The organism is Lelliottia sp. RD5 (genome assembly GCF_056032945.1).
Map to the genome: position 1 here is coordinate 737897 of NZ_JBVYHQ010000001.1, position 20255 is coordinate 758151.

At 53.5% G+C, this 20255-nt stretch carries 18 protein-coding genes; 8 read left to right on the forward strand and 10 right to left on the reverse strand.

Going from position 1 to position 20255, the window contains the following annotated elements; genetic code table 11:
• Positions 1–63: 63 nt before the first annotated feature.
• The 4 genes from AC0LWE_RS03680 to AC0LWE_RS03695 are packed head-to-tail and all read left to right on the forward strand — an operon-like array spanning position 64 to position 3392.
• Entirely contained in the window at positions 64–1320 is a 1257-nt protein-coding gene (locus tag AC0LWE_RS03680) for an AMP-binding protein (protein ID WP_474265158.1), read from the forward strand.
• The gene (locus AC0LWE_RS03685) at positions 1317–1982 is read left to right on the forward strand and encodes a TenA family transcriptional regulator (RefSeq protein ID WP_059178080.1); all 666 of its coding nucleotides are present in this window, start codon (positions 1317–1319) and stop codon (positions 1980–1982) included. The genes AC0LWE_RS03680 and AC0LWE_RS03685 overlap by 4 nt, the downstream gene beginning before the upstream one ends.
• Complete coding sequence (locus AC0LWE_RS03690) at positions 1969–2775, forward strand: SDR family oxidoreductase (protein ID WP_131487461.1); 807 nt, start codon at positions 1969–1971, stop codon at positions 2773–2775. Before AC0LWE_RS03685 ends, AC0LWE_RS03690 begins: the two co-directional genes overlap by 14 nt.
• On the forward strand, positions 2772–3392 hold the full coding sequence (locus tag AC0LWE_RS03695; protein ID WP_219346651.1) for a tetratricopeptide repeat protein: 621 nt from the start codon (positions 2772–2774) through the stop codon (positions 3390–3392). Before AC0LWE_RS03690 ends, AC0LWE_RS03695 begins: the two co-directional genes overlap by 4 nt.
• 256 nt (positions 3393–3648) lie before the next feature.
• Here the strand turns inward: AC0LWE_RS03695 and AC0LWE_RS03700 are convergent, their stop codons facing one another.
• Positions 3649–4338, reverse strand: coding sequence for a VIT1/CCC1 transporter family protein (locus AC0LWE_RS03700; protein WP_219347697.1), 690 nt, complete (start codon positions 4336–4338; stop codon positions 3649–3651).
• An 818-nt stretch (positions 4339–5156) separates the two neighbouring features.
• Between AC0LWE_RS03700 and rstB the strand changes: the two genes are divergently transcribed.
• Positions 5157–6455 carry a two-component system sensor histidine kinase RstB gene (rstB, locus tag AC0LWE_RS03705; RefSeq protein WP_219346652.1) on the forward strand — a complete coding sequence of 433 codons (1299 nt, stop codon included), beginning with the start codon at positions 5157–5159 and terminating at the stop codon, positions 6453–6455.
• Positions 6456–6461: 6 nt separating this feature from the next.
• On the opposite strand, the gene nikR is transcribed toward rstB, so the two are convergent.
• Genes nikR through nikA form a run of 6 tightly spaced genes read right to left on the reverse strand, consistent with a single transcriptional unit; the run spans position 6462 to position 11757 of the window.
• Entirely contained in the window at positions 6462–6863 is a 402-nt protein-coding gene (gene nikR / locus AC0LWE_RS03710) for a nickel-responsive transcriptional regulator NikR (RefSeq protein WP_059178083.1), read from the reverse strand.
• Complete coding sequence (gene nikE / locus AC0LWE_RS03715; RefSeq protein WP_219346653.1) at positions 6845–7651, reverse strand: nickel import ATP-binding protein NikE; 807 nt, start codon at positions 7649–7651, stop codon at positions 6845–6847. The genes nikR and nikE overlap by 19 nt, the downstream gene beginning before the upstream one ends.
• Positions 7648–8412: a nickel import ATP-binding protein NikD gene (gene nikD / locus AC0LWE_RS03720; protein WP_219346654.1), complete on the reverse strand. Its 765-nt coding sequence runs from the start codon at positions 8410–8412 to the stop codon at positions 7648–7650. Before nikD ends, nikE begins: the two co-directional genes overlap by 4 nt.
• The gene (nikC, locus tag AC0LWE_RS03725) at positions 8412–9245 is read right to left on the reverse strand and encodes a nickel ABC transporter permease subunit NikC (protein ID WP_219346655.1); all 834 of its coding nucleotides are present in this window, start codon (positions 9243–9245) and stop codon (positions 8412–8414) included. Before nikC ends, nikD begins: the two co-directional genes overlap by 1 nt.
• Positions 9242–10186, reverse strand: coding sequence for a nickel ABC transporter permease subunit NikB (nikB, locus tag AC0LWE_RS03730; protein WP_202712978.1), 945 nt, complete (start codon positions 10184–10186; stop codon positions 9242–9244). Before nikB ends, nikC begins: the two co-directional genes overlap by 4 nt.
• Positions 10186–11757 (reverse strand): nickel ABC transporter substrate-binding protein, encoded by a 1572-nt coding sequence (gene nikA / locus AC0LWE_RS03735; protein WP_267970683.1) that lies wholly within the window; start codon positions 11755–11757, stop codon positions 10186–10188. The genes nikB and nikA overlap by 1 nt, the downstream gene beginning before the upstream one ends.
• Positions 11758–11997: 240 nt before the next feature.
• Here nikA and tus point away from each other — a divergent pair, with 240 nt between their 5' ends.
• On the forward strand, positions 11998–12927 hold the full coding sequence (gene tus / locus AC0LWE_RS03740; RefSeq protein ID WP_131487453.1) for a DNA replication terminus site-binding protein: 930 nt from the start codon (positions 11998–12000) through the stop codon (positions 12925–12927).
• Here the strand turns inward: tus and fumC are convergent, their stop codons facing one another.
• Both fumC and fumA read right to left on the reverse strand, forming a co-directional pair.
• Entirely contained in the window at positions 12928–14322 is a 1395-nt protein-coding gene (gene fumC / locus AC0LWE_RS03745) for a class II fumarate hydratase (protein WP_219346656.1), read from the reverse strand.
• A gap of 138 nt (positions 14323–14460) precedes the next feature.
• A complete protein-coding gene (fumA, locus tag AC0LWE_RS03750; RefSeq protein WP_131487452.1) occupies positions 14461–16107 on the reverse strand; it encodes a class I fumarate hydratase FumA in 1647 nt (548 codons plus the stop codon).
• A gap of 199 nt (positions 16108–16306) precedes the next feature.
• On the opposite strand from fumA, the gene manA reads away from it, so the two are divergent.
• Complete coding sequence (gene manA, locus AC0LWE_RS03755; protein ID WP_219346657.1) at positions 16307–17482, forward strand: mannose-6-phosphate isomerase; 1176 nt, start codon at positions 16307–16309, stop codon at positions 17480–17482.
• A gap of 101 nt (positions 17483–17583) precedes the next feature.
• On the forward strand, positions 17584–19128 hold the full coding sequence (locus AC0LWE_RS03760) for a YdgA family protein (RefSeq protein ID WP_219346658.1): 1545 nt from the start codon (positions 17584–17586) through the stop codon (positions 19126–19128).
• Between the two features lie 67 nt (positions 19129–19195).
• Here the strand turns inward: AC0LWE_RS03760 and AC0LWE_RS03765 are convergent, their stop codons facing one another.
• Positions 19196–20224 (reverse strand): Mal regulon transcriptional regulator MalI, encoded by a 1029-nt coding sequence (locus AC0LWE_RS03765; protein WP_131487449.1) that lies wholly within the window; start codon positions 20222–20224, stop codon positions 19196–19198.
• Positions 20225–20255 lie beyond the last annotated feature (31 nt).

The window sequence follows — 20255 nt, forward strand, 5'->3', positions numbered from 1 at the left end:
CTTCGGTCTCTCAATATTAAGCGACTGGCGCTTGAACTCGACAATGGGCCTGAGTGAGCCATTATCGATCTTGCCTGCCTGTCCGCTGGGATTGTGATTGTACCCCTACCTTCTTTTTTCTCTGAAACACAAAAAGAGTGGGTACGATCTTCAGCATCCATTGACGCACAAATTGGTGGCAAATCCCTGAAGGGATGGCTTAGCCATGAATTCCCGTTTGGCAGGCTGCAAATCAGAAAGCTAACTGCCCAGACCGCCTTACCGCCGGGCACGGCCAAGATTACCTTTACCTCTGGCACGACCGGTGAACCAAAAGGGGTATGCCTGAGCCAGAGCGGTATGTTCTGGACAGCACAAACGCTGGCTGATGCTCTGAATGCGATCAGACCGGAAAGGCATCTTGTCAGCCTTCCACTCAGCATCCTGCTGGAAAATTTGTGCGGTATCTATATCCCGTTACTGCTGGGTGCACAGACGGTGATATTGTCCTCCGCCAGTACAGGTTTTGAAGGTTCCAGCCAGTTTAACCCCGGAAATTTTTTACAGGCTTTGATGAGATGGCGTCCACAAAGTCTCGTTCTGGTACCAGAAATATTGCGGGTGTTACTCCATCTGCACCAGACGGTTCCAGACAGCACCCGTTCCCTGAGCTTTGTCGCTGTTGGTGGAGGAAAGGTCCCTGCGCCATTAATGGAAATGGCAACACATACAGGTTTACCCGTTTTTGAAGGTTATGGGTTATCAGAATGTGGTTCTGTTGTCGCTCTGAATCTTCCGGGGGCGACAAAAAAGAACAGTGTCGGCAGACCATTGCCCGGCATAAGGGTGAGTGTTGATCACTTACAGCAACTCAGCGTGATGAGTCCGGCCAATGCCCTGGGGTATCTTGGGGAGGAACCCCAGAAAGCAGACGTGATCACAGGCGACCTTGCGACGGTTGATGAAGAAGGATTTATTCATATTCTCGGTCGATTGAAAAATGTTCAGATCAACGCATATGGTCGTAATTTTTCACCAGAATGGCCTGAAGCAGAAGCGATGGCATGTCCCGCTGTGCGCCGTGTTGTGATTTTCGGTGACGGTTTGAGACGTAACGTTGCTCTCGTAGATGCTTTTGAAGGACAGCAGGATCTGGCGCGTGAGCAGCTTATGGGAGTTTGCGCGCACTTGCCTGACTACGCCCAATTTCATCGACTGCTGTTCACGTCCGAAATATCTTCTCCCGAAATGATTACCGCTAATGGTCGCCCTAAACGGAGCGCCATCTGGCAGTCCCTAAAAGAAAATATTCTCACCTGCAGTGAGGAGGAAGACGCATGAGCTTTTATCAAGAATTACAGAATCAGACCGCTGTTGAACGTCAACGTTTACTTTCGTCCCCTGCTATCGCCCGGTGTAAAACAGGCGATATCTCGCCGGAGATGTATATCGCATTTTTGACGCAAGCTTATTATCACGTCAGCCATACCGTTCCACTGCTGATGTGTGCTGGTGGTCGGCTTCCTTCAACGCACGAAGCAGTGCGCGGCGCACTAGCCGAATATATTGATGAAGAATATGGGCACCAGGAATGGATCCTCAATGATATTCGCGCATGTGGTGGTAATCCTGAGGCTGTTAGAGAGGGTATGCCGGGCCTGCCCATCGAAATGATGATTGCCTATCTTTACTACCGTATTGAGCGGGTAAATCCAATGAGCATATTTGGCATGGTGCTCGTGCTGGAAGGCACCAGCGTGGCAATTGCAACAGCTGTCGCGGCTCAACTGGAGAATACGCTGGCCCTACCTCAACAGGCAACAACCTACCTGCGCTCTCACGGAGAACTCGATCAGGGGCATCTGCAATTCTTTGCATCCCTCATGGATTCAGTCACTGATAAGAGTGACCAGGACGCCATTATCCACACCGCGCGCCGTATTTATCATCTTTATGGGCAGATGCTTGATCAGTTGGGAGAGAGTGCATATGAATCTGCTTAACAAAACCGTTCTGCTCACCGGCGCCAGCGGCGGGATCGGTCAGGCGCTGGCCAGAGAACTGGCGCAAAAAGGGGCGAGACTCTATCTGGTTGGTCGCAATGAAAAAGCAATGACTCTTCTACAGAATACCCTCCCTCACCCGGAGCGCCACAATATCGCGCTGATGCGTAGCTATTCCGACGAAGAGATATCGGCGCTTGCCGCCAGGTTTTTAAAGGACGGTGGGCTGGATATCCTGATCAACAACGCTGGGAGCAGTTGCTTTGCGTTGTTTGAAGAACAATCATTTGATGATATTCGTGAACAGATCCGCACCAATATCGAGATTCCAGCCCTACTGACCCGGGCCTTACTCGATAAAATGAATACGCCTGGCATCGTGCTTAATATTGGTTCAATTTTTGGAGAAATAGGCCATCCGGCATGGAGTGTCTATAGTGCGACCAAGGCTGCGACCCACCGTTTTTCCGAAGCCCTTAGCAGGGAATTACAGGGCAGTGGTATTACCGTTCTGTATGCCGCGCCACGTGCAACAGAAACCTTACTGAACAACGACCACGTGTATGCCCTGAACCGGAAACTCGGTAATAACACCGATTCACCAGTGTATGTGGCTGCCCGACTTGCACGCCTTCTTGAAAAAGAACAGAAATGTTATCGCTTTGGCATGATGGAACGTCTTTTCGTCAAGATTAATGCCTGGTTTCCCACCGTCGTCGACGGAGCATTAGGCAAAAAATTGCCTGTAATTCAGGAATTCGCCAGAAAATCGGTCAGAGGAGACAACAAATGAAAACCCTGTACGCAATCTTGCTTGTTACAGCAGCACCCGCGTCAGCACTGGCGGATACGACACTTGGGGATTTACAACACGACTGGTCTGTCTGTCAGTATCAAACGCTGGAGGCCAAAAAAGAGAACTGCTTCAGTACCGTTAGCCAGAAAGCCCATAATGCCAGTCAGGCACAAAAAAACAGTAACGCGCCACTTTTGATTTGGTCAGCCATTATCGACAGTAGCTGGGCTGGCGCGAAAGGCGGTCTGGGTGCGCTAAGCCTTGTTAAAGAAGCCCGCAGCAACCTCGAAAAAGCGATTGAAATTGACCCATCCGCCCTCCAGGGATCAGCCTGGACCAGTCTGGGCGCTCTGTATTATCAGGTTCCCGGCTGGCCAATTGGCTTTGGTGATAAAGAAAAAGCAGACGAGATGTTGAAAAAAGCGCTGGCCATTAACCCGGATGGTATAGACCCTAACTACTTCTACGGTGACTATCTTCTTAAAGAGAAAAAAACAGATGAAGCCAGGCGCTACCTAACCAAAGCACTTAAAGCCCCAGATCGTCCCGGGCGTGAAATCGCTGACAGTGGTCGCCGCCGTGATATTGCGAGAGACCTGGAGAGCATCCAGTAAAAACATCCTTCGTAACAGAACTCAGGATGCCGTTTGATGAGTAACATGAGAACGGCATCTCTGCCTACGGCGAGTCAAAGAAGTGCGATAGGGCTAAAAACATAAATTAATTGTCGTTCACCATTTGTTATCAGAGTCCAGACTAAATATATGAACCGTTCAAAATATTCAAATTAAATATCAGTTCAACTTCACCAAAGGTTAAATAATAGAACACTTCACTCTGGCCGTTTACTCTCCTTCTCGCTCCATGCTGTTAAATCAAATTCTGACCCGCGAAATGCCCAACACCAATCGATAAGCCCATTGCCATGGCACTCCAGAAAGTAATTCTTATTATGGCTTTTACCGGAGACGCATTGCCAACTACCGAAGAAATATAACCAAGAATAGCGAGTGAAAAAAGCGTGGTAAGAATGATGAATGTAGAAATATAAGCGTGCGGCGCTAACCACGCAACGATTAAGGGTAAAATGGCCCCAGCAGAAAAACTGACTGCCGAGAAGAGAGCGGCTTGCAGTGGCTGCGCAGAATTAGTATCCGTTAATCCTAGTTCTTCACGAGCGTGAGCCCCCAAAGCGTCCTTCTCCATGAGTTGCTCAGCAACCTCACGCGCCAGGGTTGGGTTGAGACCACGTTTTATATACAGAGAAGTAAGTTCCTGTGTCTCTCCTTGAAAATCATTTTCCAGCTCACCTTTCTCCTGAGCAAGAGCTGCGTTCTCAGTATCAACCTGTGAAGAAACAGAAACATACTCGCCTGTTGCCATCGACATTGCACCTGCCACAAGGCCTGCAACCCCGGCAAGTAGAATACCCGATGAAGAAGTATTCGCTGAAGCAACGCCAAGTACAAGACTGGCTGTCGAAACAATGCCATCATTAGCCCCTAGAACAGCAGCCCTAAGCCATCCCACTCTTTCGATACTATGTCGTTCGAGATGCATTATTAAGCCCCCGGTTAAAAAACGATTTAATAAAACCATGCCTGATGAGAATAAACTCATCATAACCTATTTCATTTTATCATTCTTAACAAGTTATTGAGATTGCGCAAGTATAACCCTCAATCTGCATTCACCCTTGAACTTTACTGTTTTAATGAGAAATGATAATAGATATCATGGACATTTAATAATGGCTCGCAAGAGCATATTAATCAGTATAATTGCTAGCTTAATGTATTATTAATAAAGATTAGTGACAGGTATATTTTCAGGGGCTCAACGTTTGATTGCTGATGGCATTCATTCTTTCTCAGATTTAGTGGCTGGGACCTGCTCACAGCATTAGATACACATTTCAGCAAGCCGCTTCACTTAGGAATCTTCATGCCGCCAAACGTCTTGCGCCGAGTGTAAAGGTCGCAACTGAGATAGCATGCTCTCAGGCAGCCCCCCAGTTTCGGCCTCGCGAAGGATACTGACGATCTGTTCTTCGGAAAACGCTTCCTAAAGAGGATGTCTACAGTGGCGAAGAAGGCATTACTGGCATCGCGGTGTGTTAATCAGCGTGGCACAGGCAAGGGTCATACGTCTGCATGTTGGATGTTGTCAGCCGGAGCAAACCCTGCTTTCATAGCAACTCAAATAGGACATAAAAATGCACAGAGGGTTTATTGCGTTTATTCTGCCTGGATACATGCTTTGGACGGCGATCGGATTGCGCTCCTCAATCAGCGCGTAGATGAATATAACCCTGCCCCCATAGCGCCGCTAAAGGTAAAATCAGTTTAGTTAACTCATTGTAATAATGGTGTGATTTCATGAAAAAGCTGTTTGTGCAGTTTTATCTTTTGCTGTTTGTCTGTTTTCTGGTGATGACCATGCTGGTCGGGCTGGTCTATAAATTCACCGCCGAGCGCGCAGGCAGACAGTCTCTGGATGACCTGATGAAAAGTTCGCTCTATTTGATGCGCAGCGAATTACGTGAAATCCCGCCGCACGACTGGGCGCGCACGCTGAAAGAGCTGGATCTGAATCTGTCGTTTAATATGCGCATCGAGCCGCTTAAAAATTACAGTCTGGATGCCCCCACCGCTCAGCGCCTGCGCGAAGGCGACATCGTGGCGCTGGACGACCAGTACACCTTTATCCAGCGGATCCCGCGCAGCCATTACGTGCTGGCCGTCGGCCCGGTTCCATATCTCTATTTTTTACACCAGATGCGGCTGCTGGATATGGCGCTGATGGCCTTTATCGCCATTTCGCTGGCCTTTCCGGTGTTTATCTGGATGCGTCCCCACTGGCAGGATATGTTGCGCCTGGAGGCTGCCGCGCAGCGCTTTGGCGACGGTCATCTGACGGAGCGTATACATTTTGACAGCACCTCCAGCTTTGAACGGCTGGGCGTCGCCTTTAACCAGATGGCCGACAATATCAACGCCCTGATTGCCAGTAAAAAGGCGCTGATTGACGGCATCGCGCATGAGTTACGTACGCCGCTGGTGCGCCTGCGCTATCGTCTGGAGATGAGCGAAAACCTGACCGCTGCGGAGTCTGTGGCGCTGAATCGCGATATCGGTCAGCTCGAAGCGCTGATAGAAGAACTGCTCACCTACGCCCGTCTGGATCGTCCCCAAAATGAACTGAAACTCAGCACCCCGGATTTTTCAGCATGGATAAGCAGCTATGTTGAAGACGTCCAAAGCGTCAACCCGCAGCGCGAGCTGTTACTGGACAATCATCCCGGCGATTACGGCGCGCTGGATATGCGCCTGATGGAACGCGTGCTGGATAATCTGGTGAATAACGCCCTGCGCTACAGTGAGAACCGACTGCGAATTCGTTTAGAGCGGAACGGCAGCGAGGCGAGTTTATCCATTGAGGACGATGGACCCGGTATTGCGGCCGAAGAGCGCCATCGGGTATTTGAACCGTTCGTGCGCCTGGACCCGAGCCGCGACCGTGCCACCGGCGGCTGCGGGCTGGGGCTGGCGATTGTCCATTCAATCTCTCAGGCCATGGGCGGACACGTCAGCTGCGAAGCCAGCGATCTGGGCGGCGCAAAATTCTGCTTTAGCTGGCCGGTTTATCACCACATTGCTCTGCCTGCCGCGGTCTGATGCGGGTTATTCCTCATCAGGAAGACACTGCAGGTGACCATGTCGCACACCGCGCTGGGCGATAACATCATCAGCAAAATGCTGGATATCGCCCATATCGCCTTTTAACACCGCGATCTCAAGACAATCTTCATGGCTGACGTGAACGTGCAGCGTCGCGACGGACAAATCGTGGTGGTGATGTTGGGTCGACACCAGGCGCCGGGCCAAATCGCGCTTCTCATGTTCGTAGACGTAAGAGAGCACCGCAAACCCTTGCGTGCCGTGTTGCTGCGTGGTTTCCTGCGCCAGCGTTGCGCGCAAAATATCGCGAATCGCTTCTGAGCGGTTGTTGTATCCGCGACGTTGACTCAGGCTATCCAGCGTTTCCAGTAAATCATCATCAAGCGTTATGGTGACACGTTGCATAGGGTTTTAGTCTCTGGTGTAGCGCGACGGCGCACGGGGTAAGCGGGAAGCACCGCGTTCTGCAGCATTCTTCCGGCAACGGATGAAAACGTGAGTACCTCACCCACAGATTGAGTTTCTACGATTTGCCCCTGATCCATCACCATCACACGGTGACAAAAACGCTCCACCAGCCGTAAATCATGGGTAATAAACAGACAAGCGGTGCCGAACTGCTGCTGGAGTTTTTTGAGCAGGCGAATCACACCCGCCTGAAGCACCAGATCAAGATTCGACAGGGCTTCATCGAGGATCAATAGTTTAGGTTCAACGGCCAGGGCACGCGCCAGACAAACGCGTTGCAACTGTCCCCCGCTGAGCTGCGGCGGGCGTTTATGCAAAATACTGTCGTCCAGATCCACCGCCTGTAACAGCGAACTGGCGCGCGTCATTTGTTCGGCTTTAGATAACGTCAACAGATGCCGCATCGGTTCACGCAGAATGTCGCACACCGTTTTACGCGGGTTCACGGCGCTGATTGAATCCTGAAAAACCATCTGAACATCGCGGCGAAAGGCTTTGTGTTGTACCCGGTTGAGGCTCGTCAGAGACTGGCCTTGCCAGTACACCTCGCCCTCATGGGGAGATTCCAGCCCCACCAGTAAACGTGCCAGCGTGCTTTTCCCACATCCACTGCGTCCAAGCAGAGCCACGGTTTCACCGGCTGTCAGGCTCATCGACACGTCGCGTAATACCGTCTGTGACGGCGTATATTTGTGCGAAAGCGCAGAAACCGAAAGTAACGTCATGATGCCAGCTCCTTGCCATAAAGCGCCAGATGGGCAGCCACCAGATTGCGCGTAACCCGATGCTGTGGCGTATGAAACACGGCCTCAACGTTGCCCTGCTCCACTATCACGCCATCGTCCATCACCGCGACTTCATCCGCCAGACGCGCCACGACGCCCATATCATGCGTAACCAGCAGCATTCCGGGGGAGCGGGTTTGCATGATGGAATCCAGCAAATCCAGAATTCTTGCCTGGGCGACGGCATCCAGATCGGTGGTCGGTTCATCGGCGACAATAAACGGGGCATCGCACAGCACAGCCATCGCGATCATCATTCGCTGCAACATTCCACCGCTCATCTCAAAAGGATAAAGCGTTAAGACGCGATGCGCATCTTCCAGCCCGACGGCGCGTAAAGCGGCGATAAGCGCGGCGTTATCAGCGGGCTTGCCGACCGCCAGACAGGTCTCGCGCGCGTGGGTTGCCATGGAATGCAGCGGATTAAACGCGCTTCGTGGGTTTTGCATAATCGTGGCGACCGTTTTTCCGCGCAGCGTTCGGGGTGACATCAGCGTTCCGTCAGCCAGCACCTGGCCTGCGGTCTGACGAACGCCCGCTGGCAAAACGCCGAGCGCGGCGGCGCAGGTCAGTGATTTACCGCTGCCGCTACCGCCCACCAGAGCCAGCACGCGCCCCCGCGTAAGCGTGAGCGATACGCCCTTCACCAGCGGTTTGTCCGCATCAATCACCATATTGCGTAATTCTATCTGCTGGGGCATCAGTGGGCATGCTCCGTCTCAAGATGAGGATCAAGGTGATCGCGCAGCGCGTCACCCACCAGATTAAAGGCCATCACGCTGATGAACAGCGCCAGGCCAGGCCAGAACATTTGCAGCGGCTGAGTCCAGATATACTGGCGCGCGTCGTTGATCATCACGCCCCATTCTGCGGTGGGTGCCGTCACGCCCAGCCCTAAAAACGACATCCCGGCGACGTGCAGCATCATGTGTCCGATATCCAGCGTCGCCAGCACCAGCAGCGATGGCAGCGCAGCCCCCGTCAGATGATCGATAAAGACGCGCGCGTGCCCCGCGCCAGAAAGACGCGACGCCAGTACAAACTCCCGCTGGCGCAGTGAAATAACCAGACTGCGCACCATGCGCGCATACCAGGCCCAGTGCGACAGGGCGATAGCGATGATGACGTTGGTCAGCCCCGTTCCCAGAACGCCCACCAGGAAGAACGACAGAATGGAGGTCGGAAAGGTCATAAACATATCGGCCACACGCATGGTCAACTGATCGACTCGCCCGCCCAACAGCCCTGCCGCGCCCCCTATCGTCAGGCCCAGCACCAGCACCAGCAACAGACAGGCGATTACCGATCCCAGCGATACGCGTGTTGCCGCGAGCAGACGAGAGAAAATATCACGCCCGAGATGATCGGTCCCCAGCCAGTGCTGGCTGTCAGGCGACAGCAAACGCGCGGGCAAATTAATGGCTTGCGGATCGTAGGGCAACCACCACTGGCTGGTGAGTGCGACAGCCGCGAGCAACACGATGATGATCATTGCCAGACGAACCGGCCAGCGCGTCGTGCGTAAAAAACTCATGCGTGCGCGCCCTCATGGCGGCGAATACGCGGGTCAAGCGCGGCATTCAGCACGTCCACCGTCAGATTACAGATAACAAATACCACCACCATGATCAGCGTAAAGCATTGAATCACCGGATAGTCACGGTTAAAAATGGCTGACACGGCGTAGCGCCCCACGCCCGGCCAGGCAAAAATATTCTCGATAATCATCGTTCCGCCGATCAGCTCGCCGATATGCATCCCGACAGCGGTAATCATCGGCAGCGAGGCATTGCGTAAAATGTGGCGGCGCTCGGTCTGTTTGTCGCTCAATCCGCGCAGTCGGGCCCAGGTAACATGCCGCTGTCCGGCAACATCCAGCATGCTGGCGCGCAGCAACCGGGCATTAATTGCCAGCGACATAAACGCAATCGATACGGCAGGCAAAATCAGATGCTGCCAGTCGCCGTAGCCCATCGCGGGCAACCACTTGAGGTAGACGGAGAAAAACATCACCAGCAAAAAAGCGAGCCAGAAATTGGGCATCGACACGCCGAGAAACGACACAGCGCGCACGATAAAATCCGGTAAACGATCGCGGTGACGCGCGGCCCAAATGCCCAGCGGCACCGACGTCAGCAGAATCAATACCAGCGCCGCCCCCGCCAGCAGCAGCGTCGCGGGCAGAAAATGCAGAACATCATCCAGCACCGGACGCTGAGTGGCATATGAGATGCCGAAATCCAGATGCAGTGCTTTCCAAAGCCAGGTGCCGTACTGAACGACGAGCGGTTGATTCAACCCCAGCATCACGCGGGTAGACGCGACCATGTCCGGCGTCGGCGGTAAGTTTGATAGCCGCAGATAGTCCAGCGCCGGGTCGCCCGTTCCCAGGCGCAGCATCAGAAAGATAATCACCGAGGCAGCCAATACCATCGGGATCAGCAGCACGATACGCCGCAAAATGTAACGGATCATCAGCGTTTCACCGGCTGAATGTGCTCAAAGGGAATCTCGGAGGCAATGGGGGCGAACGGAATCACGCCCAGCTCCGGTTTTGCCACCACCATCATCGACACATAGCTGATCGGCAAATAGACGGCGTCATTGTGCAGGCGTGTGAGGATATCGCGGTACAGCGACTGGCGCTTCGTTTCGTCAGTCGTGGAAAGCACCTCGCCGATCGCTTTATCTATTAAGGGTTTGTCCGCCAGCCCGCGCTGTGCCTGATAATCGGCGTGCGACGGTACGCGCATGGAGCTCATGAAGGCGTGGGGATCGTAAGGCGCGCCCCAGGTACGGTTGAAAATCATGCCGAAACGCCCGTCACGCTGGCGCGCATAAATACTGCTCTCTTCTTCCCCAACCAACGCCACCGCTACGCCGACCTGACGCATATCGGCCTGAATAATTTCCGCCATCGATTTGCTGAGCGCATCGGTGCCAATAAAGGCCAGCTCAATTCGCAGTGGCTTACCGTTTTTCTCCCGAATGACTTTGCCCGACGGCACAAGCCATCCCGATTTATCCAGCAGTGATTTCGCCTGCTGCGGATCGTACTGACGCGGTTTGAGGCCGATGTTGGCGTACGGAACCGTCGGGGCGAAGAGCGTGTCCGCAACCTCTTGCGTGCCGTACAGGGCATTTTCAATCAATGATTTTTTGTTCACCGCATGATTAAGGGCTTCACGCACCGCGAGTTCATCGGTTGGCGCGTGTGTCGAGTTGAGCGCCAGCATCACCGTTTCAATGGGCTGCGAAAGTTGGGTGCGAATGGCCGGATTTTGGCTAAAGCGTGCAAAGGTATCGAGCGGTAACAGCCCTTCGTTGCCATACAGCAGATCAATATCGCCCGTTTCAAACGCCACGGCGCGCGTAGTGGGATCGGGGATTACGTTAACCGTTACCTGACGAATCTGTGGCTTTTCACCCCAGTAACGATCGTTACGCACCAGCACGTCATATTGATTCAGTTTCGACGCTTTAAGCACCCACGGCCCCGTTCCAATCGGCGCTTTAATTCCGTTCAGGGTTTCATGATTTTTAAACTGCGACGGGGCAATAAACCGGAAAGGACGCGGCAGCGAGAGTTCTTGCAGGAAAGGATAATAGGCACTTTTTAGCGTGATTTGCAGCTCGTTCGGGCTCAGGGCTTTGACATCGGTGATTTGATTGGTCAACTCAAGCCAGGCGTGACGCTTACGGTTGTCCAGGACGGCACGAAAGTTCTCGACGACTGCCTGCGCAGTGAACGCTTCACCGTTCGAAAATGTGACACCGTCACGTAAAGTGAATACCCACACTTTCCCATCCGCCGAGGGCTTCCAGCTTGTCGCCAGCCATGGCTTAACGGTTCCGTCAGCCTGATATTTCACCAGCGGCTCATACACCATGCTTTGGGCAAACATTTGATTGGGCGTATAAAGATGCGGATTGAGTGGTCCAACGTTAACGGGCCATGCCGTGGTGATTTCATCAGGTGCCGCTGCGTGCAACAAGAATGACGCACCAGCCAGCAGCGCACAGACGATTCGGCCAGGTCTGGACAAAATAGTTGCCTCTCATCATTAAGGAGTAGGAAAAACGTGTGACGATTCTAATAATTCATCATACTTTTAACCTGCTCTGGATCAACTGAGGGGCCGCACGTGTCGCTTAATATACAAAACCCGTATGATTCATCAGCAATCAATAAGCTTTTCATTATCCTGCTGGACACACACCGCACCCTGGCCTGACCCGGTGTGCTGTGCTATAAAAAAGTATGTTGTAACTAATGAGAGTGTTTTATGGCGACTTACGATCTTATCGAACGGTTGAATTCCACTTTCCGCCAGATTGAGCTGGAACTGGTTAATCTTACTGAACGATTAAAGGGCTGTCGGCTGCTGGCCGCGCGCGTTTTTACATTGCCGGATGTAGCCAAAGGCGCGGAGCACGAGGAGCTGAACACCATAGAAGTGGAACAGCATATTGGTCAAGAGGCCGTGGAGCTGACGCTCGCCCACTACCGTCATCTGTTTATCCAGCAGCAGTCGGAGAAACGCAGCAGCAAAGCCGCCGTGCGTTTGCCGGGGGTGATTTGCCTGCAATGCGATGGCGCGCTGCGCGAGGAGATTGAAACGCAGATAGCGCATATTAATACGCTCAAGGTGGCGTTTGAAAAAATCATCACTGAGGAGTCCGGGTTGCCTCCTGCTGCGCGTTTCGAATGGGTGCACCGCCAGTTGCCGGGGCTAATTACGCTGAACGCGTATCGATCGTTAACGGTGTTGCGCCAACCGGCAACCCTGCGATTTGGCTGGGCGAACAAGCATATTATTAAAAATTTCACCCGCAACGACGTGCTTTCGCTGCTGGAAAAAAGCCTGAAATCGCCTCGCACCGTTGCGCCCTGGTCTCGCGAACAGTGGATTGAACGGCTCGAGGAGGAGTACGACACTATCGCCGCCCTTCCGCCAGACACTCGTCTCAAAATCAAACGACCGGTAAAGGTCCAGCCGATCGCCCGCGTCTGGTATGCCGGTCAGCAAAAGCAGGTGCAGTATGCCTGCCCAACGCCGATGATTGCACTGTTTGATGCGGAGCAAGGGGCGATGGTGCCCGATATTGGAGAGCTGTTGAATTACGATGCTGATAATATTCAGCATCGTTATAAGCCTCAGGCACAGCCGCTGCGGTTGATCATTCCGCGGCTGCACCTGTATGTGGCCGAGTGATTATTTCAGGCTGCCAACCATCTCTTCAGGACGCACCCAGGCATCGAATTCTGCGTCGGTAAGATAGCCCAACGCCAGCGCAGACGCTTTCAGGGTCAACCCTTCTTTGTGCGCTTTTTTGGCAATTTCCGCTGCTTTATCGTAGCCAATATGCGTATTAAGCGCCGTCACCAGCATCAGCGATTCATTCAGTAGCTGACTGATACGTTCACGATTTGGCTCAATGCCGACGGCGCAATGCGCATTAAAACTCTCCATGCCATCTGCCAGCAGGCGCACCGATTGCAGGAAGTTATGGATAACCATCGGACGATAAACGTTCAGCTCGAAGTTGCCCGACGCACCGCCCATATTCACCGCCACGTCGTTGCCCATCACCTGACAACACAGCATGGTCAGCGCTTCGCATTGGGTCGGGTTGACTTTCCCCGGCATGATAGAGCTACCAGGTTCGTTTTCAGGAATGCTGATTTCACCGATGCCGCAGCGCGGCCCAGATGCCAGCCAGCGCACGTCATTGGCGATTTTCATCAAGGATGCCGCCAGCCCTTTCAGTGCGCCATGGGCGTGAACCAGCGCATCGCACGTGCCGAGCGCTTCAAATTTATTCGGCGCCGTGACAAACGGCTGATGGGTCATCTCCGCCAGCGCTTTGGCGACGCGCACGGCATACTCCGGATGGGTGTTTAGCCCTGTGCCCACCGCTGTCCCGCCTAGTGCCAGCTCGGCCAGATGCGGAAGACTGTTTTCGATGTGTCTGAGATTATGTTCCAGCATCACTACCCAGCCAGAAATCTCCTGCCCGAGCGTCAGCGGCGTGGCGTCCTGCAAATGTGTACGGCCAATTTTGACGATATTGCTGAATGCCTGTGATTTATCGGCGAGCGTGTTTCTTAACACGTTGAGCTGTGGAATAAGATGTTCGCGAAGGGCCACGATCGCCGCCACATGCATCGCCGTCGGGAACACGTCGTTGGAACTTTGACTTTTGTTCACGTCGTCGTTCGGGTGAATTTTACGTTCCATGCCACGCACGCCGCCCAGCAGTTCGCTCGCGCGATTTGCCAGCACTTCATTCATGTTCATGTTGCTTTGGGTGCCGGAGCCGGTTTGCCAGATAGCGAGCGGAAATTCGTCGACGTGTTTATCGGCCAGCACTTCATCGGCGGCACGAATAATCGCCGTCGCTTTTTCAGCGGGCAGCAGACCTAAATCCTGGTTAACTTTCGCCGCGGCGCGTTTGGTGAGCGCCAGCGCGTGGATCAGCGAGACGGGCATTTTCTCGGTCGAGATGCGGAAGTGCTCTAACGAACGTTGGGTTTGCGCGCCCCAGAGTTTGTCAGCGGGGACGTCGATAGCGCCCATGGAATCTTTCTCACTGCGATGCGTTGTCATTACTTTCTCCTTGATAACAATGAAGTTGGCGACATTGCTCACATGTCAGTCAGGATAAGTATTGTTGGCTATAAATTTGCTGCATGGCGCTTTGTGCGCTCTTATCGATGCCCGGCGTAACCGGGCATCGCGATTAACTTACTTTACACAGGCTGAGCACTGAGAGGACTGGATCTGTTTGAAGAAGTCGTTGCCTTTATCATCCACCAGGATGAACGCCGGGAAGTCTTCTACTTCGATTTTCCAGATAGCTTCCATTCCCAGCTCGGGATACTCGACGCACTCCAGGCTCTTAATGCTGCCTTGCGCCAGTACTGCGGCCGGGCCGCCAATGCTGCCGAGATAGAATCCGCCGTGCTTATGGCAGGCATCCGTCACCTGCTGGCTGCGGTTGCCCTTCGCCAGCATGATCATGCTGCCGCCGTTGGCCTGCAGCTGATCGACGTAGGAGTCCATGCGCCCTGCAGTAGTGGGTCCAAGCGAACCCGACGCGTATCCCTCCGGCGTTTTGGCCGGTCCTGCGTAGTAAATCGGGTGATCTTTCACGTACTGCGGCAGCCCTTCGCCGTTATCCAGACGCTCCTGCAATTTCGCATGGGCAATATCACGTCCGACGATAATCGTGCCATTCAGCGAAAGACGCGTAGAAACCGGATATTGCGACAGCTGAGCCAGAATTTCATTCATTGGACGGTTGAGATCGACATGAACCGCTTCACCCTCGCCGGCCTTGCGCAGCGCTTCAGGGATGTATTTCCCCGGGTTGTTTTCCAGCTTCTCGATCCAGATACCGTCGCGGTTGATTTTGGCTTTGATATTGCGGTCGGCGGAGCAGGACACGCCCATCCCTACCGGGCACGAGGCACCATGACGCGGCAGGCGAATCACGCGGACATCGTGGGCAAAATATTTGCCGCCAAACTGCGCGCCCAGCCCAAGATTTTGCGCTTCGACCAGCAGTTCCTGCTCAAGCTGAATATCGCGGAACGCCTGACCGTGTTCGTTCCCTTCTGTCGGCAGCCCATCGTAATATTTGGTCGACGCCAGTTTGACCGTTTTCAGGGTGCTTTCCGCAGACGTTCCCCCGATCACAAAGGCAATGTGATACGGCGGACAGGCTGCCGTGCCAAGCGAACGCATCTTGTCGACCAGATAATTTTTGAGTTTGCCCGGTGAAAGTAGCGCTTTGGTCTCCTGATACAGATAGGTTTTGTTCGCTGAGCCGCCGCCTTTGGCGATACAGAGGAATTTGTACTCGTCGCCGTCCACGCTGTAGAGGTCGATTTGTGCAGGCAGGTTGGTGCCGGTATTGACCTCTTTGTACATATCCAGCGCAGCGTTTTGTGAATAGCGCAGGTTATCTTCGATATAGGTGTTGTACACGCCATGCGCCAGAGCCGCCTCATCACCGCCGCCTGTCCAGACGCGCTGGCCTTTTTTACCGGTGATGATGGCCGTGCCGGTATCCTGACAGGTCGGCAAAATGCCTTTCGCGGCGATATCGGAGTTACGCAGGAATTGCAGCGCCACATATTTGTCGTTTTCGCTGGCCTGCGGATCGGTCAGGATATCGGCGACCTGCTGCTGGTGCGCGGGGCGGAGCATAAATGAGGCATCATGAAATGCCTGCTGCGCCATAAGCGTCAGCGCCTGTGGCTCAACTTTGAGGATCTCCTGACCTTCAAATTCAGAGACAGAAACGTGGTCGCGGGTTAACAGATAGTATTCGGTCTGATCCTGACCTAAAGGGAAAGGATTTTGGTAATGAAAGGGTTTGTTCGACATTTGGCTCTCACTGACGACATTGCACATTCTGATCCAGGCAGATCTTCGTCTACCCTGCTTAAAAACGCGTTGGCTTATCCTACACAAATTTTTAACAAAAACTGAGACTAGTACGACTTTTTGTGCGCGCAGGTTACTTCTATGCGGTTTATTGCTTTAATACAGGCAGATAATTCCACATGAGAAACAGGGCTTGATAATGCAAAAACTCATCAACTCAGTGCAGAACTATGCCTGGGGAAGTCAAACTGCGTTAACGGATCTCTACGGCATCCCCAATCCAGATAATCTGCCAATGGCAGAACTGTGGATGGGCGCGCATCCGAGGAGCAGCTCAAAAATTGAAGATGCCAGCGGCAACGTGCGCGCGCTGCGCGATGTGATTGAGGCGGATAAAACTGCACTGCTGGGTAATGCGGTTGCTGACCGTTTCGGCGAACTGCCCTTCCTCTTTAAAGTGCTGTGCGCCGATCAACCGCTGTCGATTCAGGTTCACCCGAACAAGAAAGCGTCTGAACTGGGCTTTGCAAAAGAGAATGCAGCCGGTATTCCACTTGATGCGGCCGAGCGCAACTACAAAGATCCGAATCATAAGCCGGAGCTGGTTTTCGCGCTGACGCCATTCCTGGCGATGAACGCCTTCCGCGAGTTTTCTGAGATTGTCTCTTTATTGCAGCCGGTTGCCGGTGCGCATACAGCGATTGCGCATTTCCTTGAAAACCCTGACGCCGCAAGCCTGAGCCAGCTTTTTGCCAGCCTGTTGAATATGCAGGGTGACGAAAAGTCCCACGCGCTGGCGATTTTAAAAACCGCCCTCGACAGCCAGCAAGGCGAACCCTGGCAGACCATCCGCGTGATTTCTGAATTTTACCCGGACGACAGCGGTCTGTTCTCCCCACTGCTGTTGAACGTGGTGAAGCTCAACCCTGGCGACGCCATGTTCCTGTTCGCCGAAACGCCACATGCCTATTTACAGGGCGTGGCGCTGGAAGTGATGGCGAACTCCGACAACGTGCTGCGTGCTGGCCTGACGCCCAAATACATTGATATCCCTGAACTGGTCGCTAACGTCAAATTTGTCGCAAAACCGGCGGCAGATCTGCTGACCCAGCCGGTGAAAAACGGCGCGGAACTGGATTTCCCGATCCCGGTCGAGGATTTTGCATTCTCCTTGCACGATCTCAGCCACACAGAAACGACCGTTGCACAGGAGAGTGCTGCGATCCTGTTCTGCGTCGAAGGCGAAGCGGTGCTCAGTAAAGGTGAACAACGGCTGGTGCTCAAACCGGGCGAGTCAGCGTTTATTGCGGCGAAAGAATCACCGATTACGATAAGTGGCACAGGCCGTCTGGCCAGAGTTTTCAATAAGTTCTAGCAACTTACTGACGTTTTTAACAACTCTTGCTAAGCTAGACAGAGACTTCTTACATTGCCAGGCGGTTAACTCCGCCTGGTTTCATTTTAGGGATAATGACGATGAAAAAATCGGTTATAGCGGTTGGAGTTGTAGTCGCGCTGGGCGTGGTCTGGACGGGCGCGTCCTGGTTCACCGGAAAGCAGCTGGAAAGCCGTCTGGCAGAGATGGTCGCACAGGCCAACAGCGAAATGAAACGCACCACCCCGGAAGCCGGGCTGGAGCTAAGCTATCAGGATTATCAGCGCGGCGTGTTTACCAGCCATATGCAGCTGGTCGTTAAGCCCGCTGCCGGGACTGAAAACACCTGGCTGAAAGCCGGGCAAAGCGTTGTGCTGGATGAAGTTATCGATCACGGTCCGTTCCCGTTTGCGCAGCTGAAGCATTTCAACCTGATCCCTTCCATGGCGTCGGTAAAAACCACGCTGGTCAACAACGAAGCGTCCAAGCCGCTGTTTGATCTGGCGAAGAACGAGCCACCGTTTGTTATTGATACCCGCATTAGCTATGCCGGTGATACGCGCTCTGATATCGCCCTTAAAGCCCTGAACTACGAAAAAGGCGACGAGAAAGTGGCCTTCAGCGGCGGCAATTTCCAGCTTGATGCCGATCGTGAAGGTAACGAATTCTCACTGTCGGGTAGCGCAGAAAGCGGACTGGTTAACGCAGTGAATGAATACGATCAGAAGGTTCAGTTGACCTTTAATAATCTGAAAGCTGACGGTAGTAGCCGCCTCACCAGCTTTGACGAGCGTATTGGCGATCAAAAAATTTCCCTCGGTAAGCTGTCCATCGGCGTTGAAGGGAAAGAGATGGCCGTACTGGAAGACATGGATCTCAATGGTAAATCTGAGATTTCTAAAGACGGCAAGAATATCGACAGCCAACTGGATTACACCCTGAAAAGCCTGAAAGTACAGGGTCAGGATTTGGGTTCCGGCAAACTGACCGCGAAAGTGGGCAATATCGATGGCCAGGCGTGGCACCAGTTTAGCCAGCAGTATCGTGCGCAGAGCCAGGCGTTGCTCGCGGATAAAGAGCTGATGACAAAGAATCCTGAGCTGTATCAGCAAAAAGCGATGGATGCACTGCTCAGTAATCTGCCCATTCTGTTAAAAGGCGAACCGGTTATTACGATTGCGCCGCTGAGCTGGAAAAACAGCAAAGGCGAAACCAACTTTAACCTGTCGTTGTTCCTGAAAGATCCCGCGACTGCAACTGGCGAGGCACAAACGCTGGCGCAGGAAGTGGATCGCAGCGTGAAATCGCTTGAAAGCAAGCTGACCATTCCCGTGGATATGGCAACCGAGTTTATGACTCAGATTGCGAAGCTGGAAGGGTATAACGAAGCGGACGCCGCAAAACTGGCGAGCCAGCAGGTGAAAGGGATGGCGGCCATGGGCCAGATGTTCCGTATCACCACGCTTGAAGACAACGTGATTGGGACCAGCCTGCAATATGCCAATGGCCAGGTCACACTTAACGGTCAGAAAATGCCGCTGGAAGAGTTTGTCGGCATGTTTGGTATGCCTACCCTCGGTCTGCCGGGACAGGCAGCACCTGCCGAATCCGTAGCCCCCGCAATGCCTGCTGTACCGCAGCAGTAATTTTTAAAGCCCCTCGGTTGAGGGGCTTTTCATTTGCCCGAAACGCGCGTCTCTCAGAAACATCCCGCTATTTCACCGTCACCAGTCGCGCCGACACAATCTGATGACCGGCCTGCACTTCCGATTTATCAATGCGCTGCATGATGCGATCCGCGAGCGTATAACCCATCTCACGTGCAGGGGTCGTCGCCCAGACGATGGGTAAATCATCGAGCGCATTTTCACCAACGTCCGCAAATGCCCCCAGCGCCACCTGATGGTCGAAAAACGCCTCAACGCCGCCTTCTCCCGTCTGGCGACCCGCACGAATCAACCCGAACCATGCCCCCATCGCAATAATGTCGTTATAGCAAATGACCGCGCTGATAGTTGGGTTGCTGCTAAGCAATGCGCCCATCGCTTCCGCCGCTTTCTTTTGACTGGACTCGCACTCGACAACCCATTCGCTGTGGAAAGGTAAACCGTATTTAATCAGCGTGGCGCAGTAGCCGCCCACTCGCTCGGCGCGCGTCAATGAAGAACTTTTACCGCCTAGCCATGCAATACGCTGATGCCCGCGACGAATAAGATGTTCGGTCAGCATTTGCGCGGCCTGCATGTTGTCGGGTCGCAGCGTGTCGGCTTCATCGAGATAGCTGGCACGTGAAGCAAACACCAGCGGAATGCCTTTGTCGGCCGCGCGTTCGCAAAGTTCGCTCCCCGCGCCAGAAGCGCCCGCGATAATTACGCCGTCCACCCCCTGAGTAAGTAACATATCCAGACGAGACAGCAGCTGTTCCGGCTCGCGGCCACCGTGCATCAGAAAAACCATCCGCCCCTGTGCTTCCAGTGCTTCGGTAAGCCCCGCGGTCAGTTCAGCATAAAACGGGGATGTCAGATCGCGAACAATCAGGCCGATGACGCCACTTTGCCCGCCTCGCAGTGATGCCGCCTGTCGATTGCGCACAAACCCCAGTTGCTCAACCGCATCATTGACGCGCTGGCCCGTGGCGGCAGAAATTCGTCCTTTCCCACTCAAGACCAGCGACACGGTGCTAACCGAGACGCCCGCCGCCAGCGCAACGTCATTAATGGTGATTTTTTTCGCAACAGACATGTGAACGCGTAACTCCCTGATGTTCAGACCG